This window comes from Stenotrophomonas sp. YJH_SMC_133 (genome assembly GCF_059370655.1).
In genome coordinates, this window is the sequence record NZ_JCAFTW010000007.1 from 252,697 (window position 1) to 265,524 (window position 12,828).

Below are 12,828 nucleotides of genomic sequence, written 5' to 3' on the forward strand. Positions count from 1 at the left end.
TCTGCGTGTCAGGGTGCGGGCGTCGGTCCACCGCAGGCGACGCGATGCATGGGAAAGTCCATTGCCTGCTTCGGATTGTCCTGCGCGATCTCGATGCGCGCATGTGCGCGCTGGTTGTCGAGGCGCCGGTAGTGGATACGTTGTGGGAAGTCGTTGGCAGGATTCTCGAAGACCGCCTCGTTGGCATCGACCCGGGTGGCGTTGAAGTCCGTGGCGTTCTGGCCAGAGGGCAGGGCGGTCAGCACCAGGCGGCCGTCGTCATGCTGGCGCAGCTGCATGAACTCGAAGCCCACGGTACGGCCGTCACGCAGGCTGCGGCTGCTGCCGAACAGGGTGTTTCCAGCCAGGCTGGTCCATTGCTCGCCGGCACCGGGTGGCTGCCCATCAAGCTGCCAGCAACCGGCCAGCCAGGCCAGGTGTTCGATCTTCGAGGGTGAGGCGGATAGCGCGTGCGGGGTCGCGAGCAGCAGCGGCAACAGGGCCAGGGCGATGCGGAGTGACATCGGTGCCTCCATGCGCGGGAATGTGCGGCCTGTATAGCGCCCGCCAGATCACGCGGCCAGTGCCGTCCTTTCCAGTGCTGATTCCGATACGATCTGTCACATTGAGCTTATCTCGCTTGACCCGGAGTCCCGTCATGGTCGACCGTCTCGCCATTCTGCTTGAACGCTTCGCGGTCACTGCCTCGGTGTTCCATGCCGGTGCGCTGTGCGGCATCAACACGCTGGAGGGTGAGGATGAAGCCGGGCAGCTGCACCTGGTGCGACGTGGCCCGCTGCAGGTCAGTCATGCCCAGCAGACCGTACAGGTGGATGTGCCCAGCCTGCTGCTGTATCCGCGGCCGATGCCGCACCGCTTCAGTACCGACCCACAGCAGGGCGCCGACATGGCCTGCGCGAACCTGCATTTCGAAGGCGGCCGGCTCAATCCGATCAGCGCCGCGTTGCCGGATTTCATCTGCCTGCCGCTGGCTGGGCTGTATGGCGGCAACGCAGCGCTGGAGTTGTTGTTCGAAGAAGCGTTCGAGCAGCGTTGCGGGCGCGCGGCGATGGTCAACCGCCTGTTCGAGGTGGTGATGATCCAGGTGCTGCGCCAGCTGATGGAAGGTGGCGAAATGCGCGGCGGTCTGTTCGCTGGGCTTGGCCACCCGCGATTGCGGCTGGCGCTGGTGGCGATGCACGAAGCCCCGGCGCAGGGGTGGACGCTGGAGGATCTGGCCGAGGTGGCCGGCATGTCACGCAGCGTGTTCGCCGCCAGCTTCCGCGAAGCGATGGGGACCACCCCGGGCCAGTACCTGCAAGGCTGGCGGGTCGGGCTGGCACAGCAGGCGCTGCGCCAGGGCCGGCCGCTGAAGCGGATTGCCGACGAGGTGGGCTATGGCAGCGAGGCGGCACTCTCGCGCGCGTTCAAGGCGCACACGGGGCAGTCACCACGCGAATGGCGCGGACAGGCGCGTGCTGGCGCGGCCTGAGCCTCAGCCCAGCACCAGCCGGGCCAGCTTCATGCCACCGAACAGGCCGGCCAGGCCCAGCGCCACCGAGCCACCGGCATACAGCGCGGCCAGTCCGTGCTGCCCGCGCTGCAGCAGCAGGCCGATCTCCAGCGCATAGGTAGAGAACGTGGTGTAGCCGCCAAGGATGCCGGTGGCGAGCAACAGGCGAAGCTGCGGCGAGGCACCATTGCGCATCGCGAAGACCTCGACCACCACGCCCATCAGCAGGGCGCCGCTGATGTTGATCAGGAAGGTCGACCACGGCCAGGGGCTGCCGACGGCCACTCGGGCGCCGATCAGGTTGCAGGCGTGGCGCAGGCAGGCACCGATGCCGCCGCCGACGAAGACCAGGAAATAGTTGTTCAATGCTTGCATGGCGTGCCTCGAATGCGGGTTCGCAGGGTCAATGGCGAACGCCGAGGGCAGGCACGACCTGCCGTCGACGAACACCGGGTTCGTCCTGGCAGGAGCCATCAGCCTTCTCAGGCGGTTATCGGGGGAGCCCCATCCCCGTCGCGGTCCATGCTACCAGCGGCGGTGCATTCACGTCATCGAGGTCGTCAGCACGCGGGCCACCTTGCTGCGGCTGAAGCCATCCATCAGCAGTTCGAACGCGAGCAGGTCCAGCGCCGCGTGGCGGCGGTGGTCGATCTCCAGGCCATTCTCGGCCACCAGGTGACTGACCAGCTCGTAGGCGTCCTGCCAGACGTCAAGGTGGGCCTGGCTGGGAATGTAGGCGTTACCCGGCTCCCCGACGCCGCGCCCGTTCACTCCATACAGCAGCTCGCGTGCGTCCAGCTTGGCCGCATCGGCGATGCGGAACAGCTGCTCGGCTTTCACATGGGACGCACTGACATGGTCGTTGAGCCAGTTGCTGATGGTTGCCGTGGTGGATTTGGCGGCGCGGGCCAGGTCGGCCGGGCGGGGGTGCCCGGCTTTCTTCATGGCGGCGGCGAGTCGTTGGCCGAGAGTATTCATCTATGCAAGCCAGCTTAACGCGTGGAATGCGAAGAATCCTTGCCGCAAGAATAAGTCTGGTTAACAAAAGGGCAGACCATGACCGAATTCTGGAACAAGCGGCAGGTGCGTACGCGGCTGGGGTTCCAGACCGATGCGGAGCTGGCGCGCTTCTTCGGCATCAGCCGTTCCGCGGTATCGCAATGGCCGAAAGACTTCCCGATCCCCGCTCTGCGGCAGTACATCCTGCATCAGCGCTACCCGAACCTGTTCCCCGCAACGGGCGCCGCCGAAGTCGAATCCGCCTGAATTACGCCGCCTTTTGTCGCATTTAGCGTGCTAAGCGCATTCTGTTAAGTGCACTTAGCAAAATAGGAAAAACTGATCGTTTTGGCAGTACCTATTGTCGAGGCCTACCAGCTGCCGGACAGGTGCCTTGGGCGCGTTGTCGGCTTCACCCCATCCGGGAGGGGCGGGGTCCCGTATGTATTTTCGTGAACGATTAATAATTTCAATCGCGAAAGTCGCTGCATGTAATTGACCTGTCGTGAAATCTGTGACTAATTTGGATCAACCGGGCGTGAAGCCTGGGAGTCTTTCAGTAGCACGCAAGTGAGTCGGTAGACCGTCAACGATGCAGAACAAGTCCAACGGAGGTCGTATGGAATACGGCATGCATGGCTTGGCTGAACGGGTACGCCGCGAACTGGAAGCCAGCTATCACAAACACGGATGCGGTCCGGCGTTCTGGGATACCTACCAGCAGGTGCTGGACCGGCTCGTCCCGCAGGGGACCGAGCGTACCGAGTTCACCAACGAAATGGCGCTGATCATCGAGCAGCTGGGCATTGTCCGACGCGCGCAGCTGGTACCACCGCACGCCGACGGGCCGCGTTGATTCAGAGCAGGCGCCAGGCGCCGCAGGCAAGCAGCGCCAGCAGCAAAGACAGCAGGGCCAGGGTCCGGGGGCGCCACCAGCGCTTCGGTTGTCCGGCCATCGCCTGCGGACTGCAGTAGCGCACCAGCCCCGGACCGAACCCGGCCCGGTGCTGTTGCTGTGCGCAGGCCTCCAGACAGGCGCCGCAGGCCAGGCAGTCGGCCTGCGGCCCCTGGCGGATGTCCAGCTGCATCGGGCAGGCGCTGATGCAGGCCGCGCAATCGGTGCAATCGCCAAGACGGTCGGCGCTGAAGGTCGGCATCGGTCCGGCCAGCAGCGGATGCGCGGCGCGGAACACGTAGTCCTGTGCAGTGGTCGGGTCGAGCAGGCCGCGGCCACGGCCCAGTACGCCGCCCAGGCCGGATGGGCGAGGTCCGCGTGGCTCGCCGCGGCGTGCGTCGTACAGCATGCGCGGCGTATGTGGATCGGTCAGCAGCGGCTGCATGCGTGCGAACGGGCACAGCGAACGGCAGACCTGCTCGCGCAGGAAGCCGGCGTTAGCCCAGGTGGCGGCGGCATAGAACAGCACCCAGAACGTTTCCCAGCCGCTCCAGCCGGCACGCGGCGCTGCGATCACCAGCTCGGCGATCGGGCTGAACAGGCCCACGAAGGTGATGCCGGTCCACAGCGAGAGCAGCCCCCAGGCCAGCTGTGTGGCCGCGCGCGCAACGCGTGCCGGAAGCGTGCGGGCCATGCCGTCGGCGATCCAGTCGAAGGCACGGCGCCACAGTGTCTGCGGGCAGGCGTGGCCGCACCAGATGCGCCCGGCGAGGTGGGTGAGCAGTGCCAGCCCCACCGCGAGCACCGCCAGCAGGCCGACCAGCACCCCGACGTCTCCCGGCCACAGCGTCCAGCCGAACAGATCGAAGCGGCGGGCGTTGATGTCCAGCAGCAAGGCCTGGCGGCCGTCCCAGCGCAGCCATGGCAATGCGTAGAACAGCACCAGCAAGGCGGCGCTGAGCGTGCCGCGCCAGTGCCGTGGTCTCGGTGTGCAGGTCGTACTCATCCCAGCGGCAACTCGTCGTCGTCGCCGCTGGGCATCGGTCGCTGCAGGTACCAGGTGATCGCGCTGGACAGCGCCGTCACCGTCCAGAACATGAAGAAGCCGGCCGTGTAGCCCATTTCACGGCTGATCTGCGTGCCCGGGAAACTGATGGCCTGCAACCGCAGCGGGTCGACGAAGGCGAAGAACACCACGCTGGCCAGGCCGGCAGCGATGAAGCTGGGCCAGAGGATCGCGCCCCATTGCTGGATCAACTGCTGGCGACGGTTGGGAGAGGGTCTGTTCATGCTGTCCCGGATCGAAAAGTGGGCGGCGCGTATACTCGCCTGGGTTGGCGCGGCATCCGCAGGGCATGCTTCCTGCAAGCGTGCCAGCCTAGGTGCAGCGGACTGCGCCGACATTGATCTGGATCAACGGTGGTGCCGGCCGGCTGCGGCACACTGCCGGCACGCTTTGGGTACCCCGATGAACGCAACGCCGCCTGTCCTTCCTGTCGCCTCGCCCGAGCTGTGCACCGAGCAGGAAGTGACCCGCCTGGTCCACGACTTCTACGCCCGCGTGCGCGGGGAGGAGCGATTGGGGCCGGTGTTCGAGGCCCACGTCCACGACTGGCCGGAGCATCTGGCCCAGCTGGTCGACTTCTGGTCGGCGATGCTGCGCGGCACCCGGCGCTTCAAGGGTTCGCCGATGTCCAAGCACATGGCCATCCAGCTGGACAAGGATCTGTTCGACCGCTGGCTGGTGCTGTTCCGGATCACCACCGCCGAATGCAACAACCCGCCGATGCAGGAGCTGGCCAACGACGTGGCTGCGCGCATCGGTGACACCTTCTGGAAGCGCTACCAGATGCTGCGATGGCCGCAGGTCGGCCTGCCGGTGCTGGGGATGCCCGCCAAGGATTGATCTGGGTCAAGGCGGCGCAGGCCGCCCGGCGCGATGCTGGCGCCATGGACACGTTCTCTCCCGCCGCTGGTGGCCTGGCCTGGACTTTCGACCCTGACCTTCTGCGCCGGCACGACCGGCCGGGCCCGCGCTACACCTCGTACCCGACCGCGCCGCATTTCCATGATGGGTTCGACGCGCCGGCGCTGCGCCAGGCGATCGCCGACAGCAACCAGCTGGCCCGCGCGCTGTCGCTGTACGTGCATGTGCCGTTCTGTTCCAGCCCGTGCTTCTACTGCGGCTGCAACCGGGTGATCACCCGCGATCGCGGCCGTGGCCACAGCTATGTGTCGCGCGTGCTGGCCGAGGCCGATCTGCTGGCACCACAGTTCGAGGACGGGCGCGAGGTCATCCAGCTGCATCTGGGCGGTGGTACGCCGAACTTCCTCGATGCCGAGGCGATGACCACACTGGTGGAAGGTTTGCGCAGGCGCTTCGATTTCAGCGATTCACCGCAGCGCGATTTCTCGATCGAACTCGATCCACGCTTCATCGACACCCGTGACGTCGCCATGCTGGCGCGCCTGGGCTTCAACCGGGCCAGCCTGGGCGTGCAGGATTTCGACCCGCAGGTGCAGGAATCGATCAACCGCATACAGGGCGTGCAGCAGACACTGGACATCCTGCGCGCCTGCCGCGACAGCGGCATGCGTTCGGTCAACGTCGACCTGATCTACGGCCTGCCCGGGCAGAGCCTGGAAGGATTCGGCCGCACCCTCGAACGGGTGCTGGCGCTGCGCCCGGACCGCCTGGCGGTGTATGGCTATGCGCACCTGCCGCATCTTTTCCGGGCGCAGAAGCAGATCGACGAAAGCCGGTTGCCGTCGCCGGAAGACAAGCTGGCGCTGCTGGGCCTGGCGGTGGAGAAGCTCTCTGCGGCTGGCTACCAGTACATCGGCATGGATCATTTCGCATTGCCGGAAGAGGATCTGTCACGCGCGCAGCGTGCCGGCCAGCTGCATCGCAACTTCATGGGTTACACCACCCACGCCGATACCGATCTGCTCGGCCTGGGCGTAAGTGCGATCAGCCATATCGGCGCCACCTACAGCCAGAATCCACGTGACCTGGCGTCCTGGGAGGACGCGGTGGACCAGGGGCAGTTGCCGGTCTGGCGCGGTGTCGCGCTGAGTGCCGACGACCAGTTGCGCGCGGAGCTGATCCAGCAGCTGATGTGTCAGGGCGAGGTGGATGGTGCGGTGCTGGGGCAGCGCCACGGCGTGGATTTCCAGCAGTACTTCGCCGAGGACCTGCGTTCGGTACAGCGGCTGCAGGAGGATGGCCTGGCCGAATACCGCGATGGCGTGGTGCGTGCGAGCGAACCCGGGCGACCGTTGCTGCGGTTGCTGGCAATGTGCTTCGACCCGTATCTGCGTGCCGCACATGAGCAGCCACGTTACTCGCGGGCGATCTGAAAGCGGGATGTGCTGCGTGCGTGTGGTGCCCGGAGCCGGAATCGAACCGGCATGGGGTTGCCCCCGGCGGATTTTAAGTCCGATGCGTCTACCAGTTTCGCCATCCGGGCCTGCAGCGCGGCGCCGATTGTAGCCTACCCGTGTCGCTGCAGCCGGATTGCGCGTGAGCGACGTGCTTAACTGTTATCCCTGTTCATGTCATAGTCCCAGCCACCGTTCCCAGGGGGGGAGCCACCCGATGTCGCTGCACGCGATTGCCTATGCCAGTGAGGCCCGCGCCGATCTGCGGACAACCGATCTTGATCGCCTGCTGGCCGACGCCACGGCATTCAATCGTGTAGCCGGTGTCACCGGTGTCCTGATGTTCGACGGCAGCCGCTTCCTGCAGTATCTGGAAGGCCCCGAAGATGGCATCGATTCGGTGTTCCAGCGCATCTTCAATGCACGCAGCCACGCGCAGATCAGGCTGTTGTGCCGCGCGCCGGTGGTGCAGCGTGCGTTCCCGCGCTGGTCGATGGGTACGCGGCGGATCGATGCGGACCTGCTGACCCAGATCGTTGACGCGGCGTGGCCGGGTTTCCTGCTTGGCAGCGGTGGTTTCGAGCGCCTGCTGCAGGCCTGGACCGGTGCCGACGGCGAGCTGGAACCCGCTGCGGTCGCGCTGGGTTCCTGAGCCCGCCTTGGCGGCGGGGTACCGGGGCCGGTAGGCTGTAGCCTTTCTGGTGCGGGTTTTCCGGAGTGGTACAGCGAATGAGTGGGTTGGCCCAAGCCATGGCGGCACGCATCCGGTTTCACCCGGTGCACGGGATATGCCGATGAGCGTGCCCGTTGCGGCGGCGGTGACGCCGCGTTTCGCCGTGATCGGCCTGGGTTACGTCGGCCTGCCATTGGCGGTGGCGTTTGGCCGGCACTGGCCGACACTGGGCTTTGACATCGATGCCGGCCGCATCGCGGAGCTACGCGGTGGCCGCGATCACACGCTGGAGATGGAGGCCGACGAGCTGGCCGAAGCCACGCATCTGCAGTACGGCAGCGATCCTTCGCTGCTCGATGCCTGCAACGTCTATATCGTCACCGTGCCGACCCCGATCGATGCATACGAGCAGCCCGACCTGGAGCCCCTGCGTTCGGCGACACGGCTGATTGCCAGTCATCTTCGCGCCGGCGATCTGGTGATCTACGAGTCCACGGTGTACCCCGGCACCACCGAGGAAGTGTGCGTGCCGCTGCTGGAACAGGGTTCGGGCCTGGGCTTCAACGAAGAATTCTATTGCGGCTACAGCCCGGAGCGGGTCAGTCCCGGTGACCGCCAGCGGCGCCTGGCCGACATCCGCAAGATCACGTCTGGTTCGACCCCGGAAGTCGCTGCGGTGATCGATGGTCTCTACCAGCGCATCATCGACGCCGGTACGTTCCCGGCGCCGTCGATGCGCGTGGCCGAAGCAGCCAAGGTGGTCGAGAACATCCAGCGCGACGTCAACATCGCGCTGGTCAACGAGCTGGCGCTGATCTTCGACCGGCTCGGCATTGATACCCAGGACGTACTGGACGCCGCTGGCAGCAAGTGGAATTTCCTGCCGTTCCGGCCAGGCCTGGTTGGCGGTCACTGCATCGGCGTCGATCCGTACTATCTGCTGCACAAGTCCGAAAGCGTGGGCTACCACCCGGACCTGATCCACACCGCGCGGCAGGTCAACAACCGCGTCGGCGAGCACGTGGCGGCGCGCGTGCTGGCGATGCTGGCCGAGCGTGGCCGTGCACCGGCGGAGGCACGCATCCTGGTGCTGGGCGTGACCTTCAAGGAGGATTGCCCGGACCTGCGCAACAGCCGCGCGCTGGAACTGGCCCAGCGCCTGCGCGATGCGGGTGCGCAGGTGGAGGTGAGCGACCCGTGGGTCGGCCCGGCGGCATTGACCGGCGAGGGCCTGGATTGGCTGGCCGAACCCGGGGCAGGGCGCTATGACGCGGTGGTGCTGGCGGTGGCCCACGCCCGTTTCAAGGCAATGGATGAAGACGCAATCCGGGCGCTGCTGGCGCCAGGCGGCCTGGTCTACGACGTCAAATCGGCCTGGCCGCGCAACGTCGTTGACGATCGTTTGTAAGCCTTGGCAGCGAGCGGCGCGGTAGACTCGGGAACAGTTGCAACCGAGGAAAGCCATGCACCGGTACATCGTCTACCTGCTCGCCATCCTGATGTTCCCGATATGCCTGTGGCTGGCCACGATCTGGCCGGCCTGGTACTGGGGCGTCGGCCTGACTGCCGCGATGGTGGCATTGGGGACCTGGGACCTGCTGCAGAAACGCAGCACGCTGCGCCGCAACTATCCGGTGATGGCGCACTTCCGCTACGGGCTGGAATCGATCGGCCCGGAGATCCGCCAGTACTTCGTGCAGAGTGACCTGGAGGATGTGCCGTTCTCGCGCCAGCAACGTGCACTGATCTACCAGCGCGCCAAGAACGAGATGGACACGGTGCCGTTCGGTACCCTGCGCAGCACCTATGCGGTGGACTACGAGTGGATCAACCATTCGCTGGCGCCAACCGCCATCGCCAAGCATGACTTCCGCGTGTTGATCGGTCCGAACTGTGCCAAGCCCTATTCGGCCAGCGTGTTCAACATCTCGGCGATGAGCTTCGGTTCACTGTCGGCCAATGCCATCCGCGCACTGAACGAAGGCGCGCGGCGTGGTGGTTTCTACCACGACACCGGCGAAGGCTCGATCTCGCCCTATCACCGTGAGATGGGCGGCGATCTGGTCTGGGAGATCGGCTCGGGCTACTTCGGTTGCCGCGACGAGAAGGGTGGTTTCAGCGAGGAACGCTTCGTTGCCAATGCCACCCATGAACAGGTCAGGATGATCGAGATCAAGCTGTCGCAGGGTGCCAAGCCGGGTCATGGCGGCGTGCTGCCAGCGCCGAAGGTGACTGCCGAGATCTCGGTGACCCGGGGCGTGCCGATGGGCGTGGACTGCGTGTCGCCGTCGCGTCACTCGGCGTTCTCGACACCGGTCGAGCTGCTGCAGTTCGTCGCCCGCCTGCGCGAGCTGTCCGGGGGCAAGCCGGTCGGTTTCAAGCTGGCGATCGGTCACCCGTGGGAGTGGTTCGGCATTGCCAAGGCGATGCAGGAAACCGGGTTGCTGCCGGATTTCATCGTGGTGGACGGTGCCGAAGGGGGCACCGGCGCGGCGCCGGCCGAGTTCGTCGACCATGTCGGCGTGCCGATGCACGAAGCGCTGCTGCTGGTGCACAACACCCTGGTCGGCCTCGATCTGCGCGAGCGCATCCGCATCGGTGCAGCCGGCAAGATCACCAGTGCGTTCGACATCGCGCGCACCATCGCGCTGGGTGCCGACTGGTGCAATGCCGGCCGCGGCTTCATGTTCGCGCTGGGCTGCATCCAGTCGTTGAGTTGCCATACCGACAAGTGCCCGACCGGCATCGCGACCCAGGACCCGGCGCGCTGGAAGCATCTGGATGCACCGGACAAGGCCGCCCGTGTGTACAGCTACCACGAGCACACGCTGCATGCCTTGAAGGAACTGCTGTGTGCCGCGGGCCTGAACGACCCGGCGGAACTGGGCCCGGAGCATATCCTGCGTCGGGTTTCGCCTGTTGAGATCCGTTCGCTGGCCTCGCTGTACCGCTACCTTGAACCGGGCGAGCTGCTGCACAAGGTGCCGGACCACGCCGTGTTCCATGCGTTCTGGGCCGATGCGCGCAGCGATTCCTTCCAGCCGCCGCCGAAGATCCAGGCGCTGCGGGCCAGCAAGTCGCGATAACGTGTTGCTGTAGAACCGAGCCCATGCTCGGCTGCTTCTCTCATCGCGATGTTGGAACGAAGAACAGTCGAGCATGGCTCGACGCTGCAAGGAGATGCCATGCGGTTCCGGACCGGCACCACGGATGATGTCGCCACGCTGTGGGCGTTGCGCACGCGTTGCGTGCGCGAGACCTGCAGCAGCCATTATCCGCCCGAAGTGATTGCGCCCTGGTCGGCCTCGCCGCCGCCGTCGCAGTACGCGCGGTTGCTGGGGCAGGGCGGCTGCGTGGTGGCCGAGGATGGGCAGGGCGGCCTTCTTGGCTTCGGTGTGTTCGATGCCGATGCCAATGAAGTCGACGCGTTGTTCGTTGATCCTGATCGTGGCGGCCAGGGAATTGGCCAGGCGCTGATGCAGCGCCTGCTGGCAATGGCCGATCGTGAGCGTGAGGTGGTGCTGTCGGCCTCGCTCAATGCGGTGCCGTTCTACCAAAGGCAGGGATTCATCAGCGTGCGCGAACAGGTCTACCCGCATCCCAGCGGCGTGGCGCTGGCTTCGGTGAGCATGCGCAGGCCATGGTGAGCGCCCGGGGACTGTAAGGCAGTCGAGGATGGCTCGACTCTACAATGCAGGCGTCACCGCCCGGCCAGCCACCCGATCACGCCCTCGGCGGCGCGCAGGCCACTGGCGTAGCACGCGGTCAACAGGTAGCCACCTGTCGGCGCCTCCCAGTCCAGCATCTCGCCGGCGCAGAACACACCGGGCACGGCCCGCAGCATCAGGCCATCATCCAGCGCATCCAGGCGCACGCCACCGGCGGTGCTGATCACCTCGGCCTTCGGCCGGGGACGCAGCAGGCGCAGCGGCAGGCGCTTGAGCGTAGCCGCCACGGCAGGCAGGTCGTTGCCGGCTTCCTTACCCAGAATCTCGAACACCAGTGCGGCCTTCACCGCATCAAGGCCCGCCTGGCGACGCAGGTGCTCGCCGAAGCTGCGGCCCTTGCGCGGGCGTGACAGATCGGCCAGCAGGCGCGCCTCGTCGCGGCCCGGCACCAGATCCAGCCACAGCATCGCGTGGCCATCGCGGTTGATGGTCTCGCGCAGGTCCGCCGCCAACGCATAGATCAGGCTGCCTTCGATGCCGTACTCGCTGGCCACGCATTCGCCCTGCAGCGACTGTGGCTGTCCGGCCAGGTCGATCCAGTGCGCGACCACCGGCTTCAACGGTGCACCGGCATTGCGCTGGGCGAAGAACGGGGTCCAGTCCACGTCGAAGCCGCAGTTGGCTGACTGCAGTGGCGCGATGTCCACGCCACGGGCCTGCAGTGGTGCAACCCAGGCGCCGTCGCTGCCCAGCTGCGGCCAGCTGCCGCCGCCCATCGCCAACACGGTGGCATCGGCGTGGACATCGATCTCGCCGGCTTCGGTGGCGAAGCGCAGCGCGCCGTCGTTGCTCCAGCCGATCCAACGGTGGTTGGCATGCAGGCGCACGCCCTGTTCCTTCAGCCGGCGCACCCAGCCACGCAGCAGCGGCGCGGCCTTGCGGTCGACCGGGAACACGCGGCCGGAGCTGCCCACATAGGTCTCCACCCCAAAGCCGCCGGCCCAGTCGCGCAATGCCTGCGCATCGAAGCCATCCAGCCAGCGGCCCACGGTCGTGGACTGCTCGCGGTAGCGGCTGTCGAACAGCGGACGCGGATCGGAATGGGTGAGGTTGAGCCCGCCCTTGCCGGCGATCAGGAACTTGCGGCCGGGCGAACCCTTGGCCTCGTACAGGTCCACCTCCAGACCGGCGGCGCGCAGGCGCTCGGCGGCGAACAGGCCGGCCGGGCCGCCGCCGATGACGGCGACCCGCGGAAGCGGTGCGGCATTACGGTTTGACATCGAGCAGCTCGACATCGAACACCAGCGACGAGCCGGCCGGAATCGGGCCAACCCGGCGGTCGCCGTAGCCGTAATCCGGCGGGATCATCAGGGTGCGCTTGCCACCGACCTTCATGCCGGCCACGCCCTCATCCCAGCCGCGGATGACCTGGCCGGCGCCGAGCGCGAAGGTGAACGGTTCGCCGTGCTTGAAGGAGCTGTCGAAGGTCTTGCCGTGCTTGGTTTCGGTGCGGTTGTCGTAGATCCAGCCGGTGTAGTGCACGGTGACCTTGTTGCCGGCGACGGCTTCGGTGCCGGTGCCGGGCACGGTATCGATGCGCTCGAAGGTGGTCAGGGTGCCGCCGGGCGGCGGGCCGGACGGTTCGGTTGTGCAGCCAGCGGCGGCGAGGGACAGCAGCAGGGGAAGCAGCAGGCGGCGCATCGGGCGTCTCCGGAAGGGC

Annotated in this window: 16 protein-coding genes, 1 tRNA gene and 1 riboswitch; of the genes, 9 read left to right on the top strand and 8 right to left on the bottom strand. The window is 66.4% G+C overall.

The features are described 5' to 3' along the window. Nucleotides 1-8 precede the first annotated feature (8 nt). Nucleotides 9-503, bottom strand: a complete 495-nt coding sequence (locus AC5P78_RS12360) for a DUF6265 family protein (RefSeq protein WP_133050701.1) — start codon at nt 501-503, stop codon at nt 9-11. A gap of 134 nt (nt 504-637) precedes the next feature. Here AC5P78_RS12360 and AC5P78_RS12365 point away from each other — a divergent pair, with 134 nt between their 5' ends. Continuing rightward, a complete protein-coding gene (locus tag AC5P78_RS12365; protein WP_005408919.1) occupies nt 638-1,471 on the top strand; it encodes an AraC family transcriptional regulator in 834 nt (277 codons plus the stop codon). 3 nt (nt 1,472-1,474) lie between these two features. Here AC5P78_RS12365 and crcB read toward each other — a convergent pair whose 3' ends face one another. Together crcB and AC5P78_RS12375 are read right to left on the bottom strand one after the other, a co-directional pair. Further along, complete coding sequence (gene crcB / locus AC5P78_RS12370) at nt 1,475-1,867, bottom strand: fluoride efflux transporter CrcB (RefSeq protein WP_005412844.1); 393 nt, start codon at nt 1,865-1,867, stop codon at nt 1,475-1,477. An 82-nt stretch (nt 1,868-1,949) separates the two neighbouring features. Beyond that, nucleotides 1,950-2,013, bottom strand: a riboswitch (Fluoride riboswitch). A gap of 22 nt (nt 2,014-2,035) precedes the next feature. Beyond that, nucleotides 2,036-2,437, bottom strand: coding sequence for a transcriptional regulator (locus AC5P78_RS12375; protein WP_005408921.1), 402 nt, complete (start codon nt 2,435-2,437; stop codon nt 2,036-2,038). 111 nt (nt 2,438-2,548) lie between these two features. Here AC5P78_RS12375 and AC5P78_RS12380 point away from each other — a divergent pair, with 111 nt between their 5' ends. Further along, complete coding sequence (locus AC5P78_RS12380; RefSeq protein ID WP_005408922.1) at nt 2,549-2,758, top strand: helix-turn-helix domain-containing protein; 210 nt, start codon at nt 2,549-2,551, stop codon at nt 2,756-2,758. Nucleotides 2,759-3,110: 352 nt separating this feature from the next. Beyond that, on the top strand, nt 3,111-3,347 hold the full coding sequence (locus AC5P78_RS12385) for a hypothetical protein (protein ID WP_005408923.1): 237 nt from the start codon (nt 3,111-3,113) through the stop codon (nt 3,345-3,347). Between the two features lies 1 nt (nt 3,348). Here the strand turns inward: AC5P78_RS12385 and AC5P78_RS12390 are convergent, their stop codons facing one another. Together AC5P78_RS12390 and AC5P78_RS12395 are read right to left on the bottom strand one after the other, a co-directional pair. Next, nucleotides 3,349-4,392, bottom strand: a complete 1,044-nt coding sequence (locus AC5P78_RS12390) for a 4Fe-4S dicluster domain-containing protein (protein ID WP_059033935.1) — start codon at nt 4,390-4,392, stop codon at nt 3,349-3,351. Then, complete coding sequence (locus AC5P78_RS12395) at nt 4,389-4,676, bottom strand: hypothetical protein (RefSeq protein WP_005408925.1); 288 nt, start codon at nt 4,674-4,676, stop codon at nt 4,389-4,391. Before AC5P78_RS12395 ends, AC5P78_RS12390 begins: the two co-directional genes overlap by 4 nt. Nucleotides 4,677-4,854: 178 nt before the next feature. Between AC5P78_RS12395 and AC5P78_RS12400 the strand changes: the two genes are divergently transcribed. Both AC5P78_RS12400 and hemN read left to right on the top strand, forming a co-directional pair. Then, complete coding sequence (locus AC5P78_RS12400; RefSeq protein WP_012479715.1) at nt 4,855-5,292, top strand: group III truncated hemoglobin; 438 nt, start codon at nt 4,855-4,857, stop codon at nt 5,290-5,292. 44 nt (nt 5,293-5,336) lie between these two features. Further along, nucleotides 5,337-6,746 (top strand): oxygen-independent coproporphyrinogen III oxidase, encoded by a 1,410-nt coding sequence (hemN, locus tag AC5P78_RS12405; protein WP_043034401.1) that lies wholly within the window; start codon nt 5,337-5,339, stop codon nt 6,744-6,746. A gap of 23 nt (nt 6,747-6,769) precedes the next feature. On the opposite strand, the gene AC5P78_RS12410 is transcribed toward hemN, so the two are convergent. Beyond that, a tRNA-Leu gene (locus AC5P78_RS12410) sits at nt 6,770-6,856 on the bottom strand. Between the two features lie 128 nt (nt 6,857-6,984). Here AC5P78_RS12410 and AC5P78_RS12415 point away from each other — a divergent pair. From AC5P78_RS12415 to AC5P78_RS12430, 4 genes are all read left to right on the top strand, one after another. Beyond that, a complete protein-coding gene (locus AC5P78_RS12415; protein WP_172711782.1) occupies nt 6,985-7,419 on the top strand; it encodes a BLUF domain-containing protein in 435 nt (144 codons plus the stop codon). 142 nt (nt 7,420-7,561) lie between these two features. Continuing rightward, on the top strand, nt 7,562-8,848 hold the full coding sequence (locus tag AC5P78_RS12420) for a nucleotide sugar dehydrogenase (protein ID WP_062607593.1): 1,287 nt from the start codon (nt 7,562-7,564) through the stop codon (nt 8,846-8,848). A gap of 55 nt (nt 8,849-8,903) precedes the next feature. Beyond that, nucleotides 8,904-10,526, top strand: a complete 1,623-nt coding sequence (locus AC5P78_RS12425) for an FMN-binding glutamate synthase family protein (protein ID WP_100443265.1) — start codon at nt 8,904-8,906, stop codon at nt 10,524-10,526. Nucleotides 10,527-10,625: 99 nt separating this feature from the next. Further along, nucleotides 10,626-11,087 (top strand): GNAT family N-acetyltransferase, encoded by a 462-nt coding sequence (locus AC5P78_RS12430; RefSeq protein WP_043034339.1) that lies wholly within the window; start codon nt 10,626-10,628, stop codon nt 11,085-11,087. Between the two features lie 53 nt (nt 11,088-11,140). Here the strand turns inward: AC5P78_RS12430 and AC5P78_RS12435 are convergent, their stop codons facing one another. Next, complete coding sequence (locus AC5P78_RS12435) at nt 11,141-12,388, bottom strand: TIGR03862 family flavoprotein (protein ID WP_043034338.1); 1,248 nt, start codon at nt 12,386-12,388, stop codon at nt 11,141-11,143. Then, nucleotides 12,375-12,809: an FKBP-type peptidyl-prolyl cis-trans isomerase gene (locus AC5P78_RS12440; protein WP_100443268.1), complete on the bottom strand. Its 435-nt coding sequence runs from the start codon at nt 12,807-12,809 to the stop codon at nt 12,375-12,377. Before AC5P78_RS12440 ends, AC5P78_RS12435 begins: the two co-directional genes overlap by 14 nt. Between the last annotated feature and the right edge of the window lie 19 nt (nt 12,810-12,828).

Excerpts from the sequence above, each read along its gene's own strand:
- crcB (WP_005412844.1), bottom strand. The coding sequence starts at position 1,867 with ATGCAAGCATTGAACAACTATTTCCTGGTCTTCGTCGGCGGCGGCATC.
- AC5P78_RS12440 (WP_100443268.1), bottom strand. The coding sequence starts at position 12,809 with ATGCGCCGCCTGCTGCTTCCCCTGCTGCTGTCCCTCGCCGCCGCTGGC.
- AC5P78_RS12390 (WP_059033935.1), bottom strand. The coding sequence starts at position 4,392 with ATGAGTACGACCTGCACACCGAGACCACGGCACTGGCGCGGCACGCTC.
- AC5P78_RS12430 (WP_043034339.1), top strand. The coding sequence starts at position 10,626 with ATGCGGTTCCGGACCGGCACCACGGATGATGTCGCCACGCTGTGGGCG.
- hemN (WP_043034401.1), top strand. The coding sequence starts at position 5,337 with ATGGACACGTTCTCTCCCGCCGCTGGTGGCCTGGCCTGGACTTTCGAC.
- AC5P78_RS12435 (WP_043034338.1), bottom strand. The coding sequence starts at position 12,388 with ATGTCAAACCGTAATGCCGCACCGCTTCCGCGGGTCGCCGTCATCGGC.
- AC5P78_RS12360 (WP_133050701.1), bottom strand. The coding sequence starts at position 503 with ATGTCACTCCGCATCGCCCTGGCCCTGTTGCCGCTGCTGCTCGCGACC.
- AC5P78_RS12420 (WP_062607593.1), top strand. The coding sequence starts at position 7,562 with ATGAGCGTGCCCGTTGCGGCGGCGGTGACGCCGCGTTTCGCCGTGATC.
- AC5P78_RS12395 (WP_005408925.1), bottom strand. The coding sequence starts at position 4,676 with ATGAACAGACCCTCTCCCAACCGTCGCCAGCAGTTGATCCAGCAATGG.
- AC5P78_RS12375 (WP_005408921.1), bottom strand. The coding sequence starts at position 2,437 with ATGAAGAAAGCCGGGCACCCCCGCCCGGCCGACCTGGCCCGCGCCGCC.
- AC5P78_RS12425 (WP_100443265.1), top strand. The coding sequence starts at position 8,904 with ATGCACCGGTACATCGTCTACCTGCTCGCCATCCTGATGTTCCCGATA.
- AC5P78_RS12400 (WP_012479715.1), top strand. The coding sequence starts at position 4,855 with ATGAACGCAACGCCGCCTGTCCTTCCTGTCGCCTCGCCCGAGCTGTGC.
- AC5P78_RS12385 (WP_005408923.1), top strand. The coding sequence starts at position 3,111 with ATGGAATACGGCATGCATGGCTTGGCTGAACGGGTACGCCGCGAACTG.
- AC5P78_RS12415 (WP_172711782.1), top strand. The coding sequence starts at position 6,985 with ATGTCGCTGCACGCGATTGCCTATGCCAGTGAGGCCCGCGCCGATCTG.
- AC5P78_RS12380 (WP_005408922.1), top strand. The coding sequence starts at position 2,549 with ATGACCGAATTCTGGAACAAGCGGCAGGTGCGTACGCGGCTGGGGTTC.
- AC5P78_RS12365 (WP_005408919.1), top strand. The coding sequence starts at position 638 with ATGGTCGACCGTCTCGCCATTCTGCTTGAACGCTTCGCGGTCACTGCC.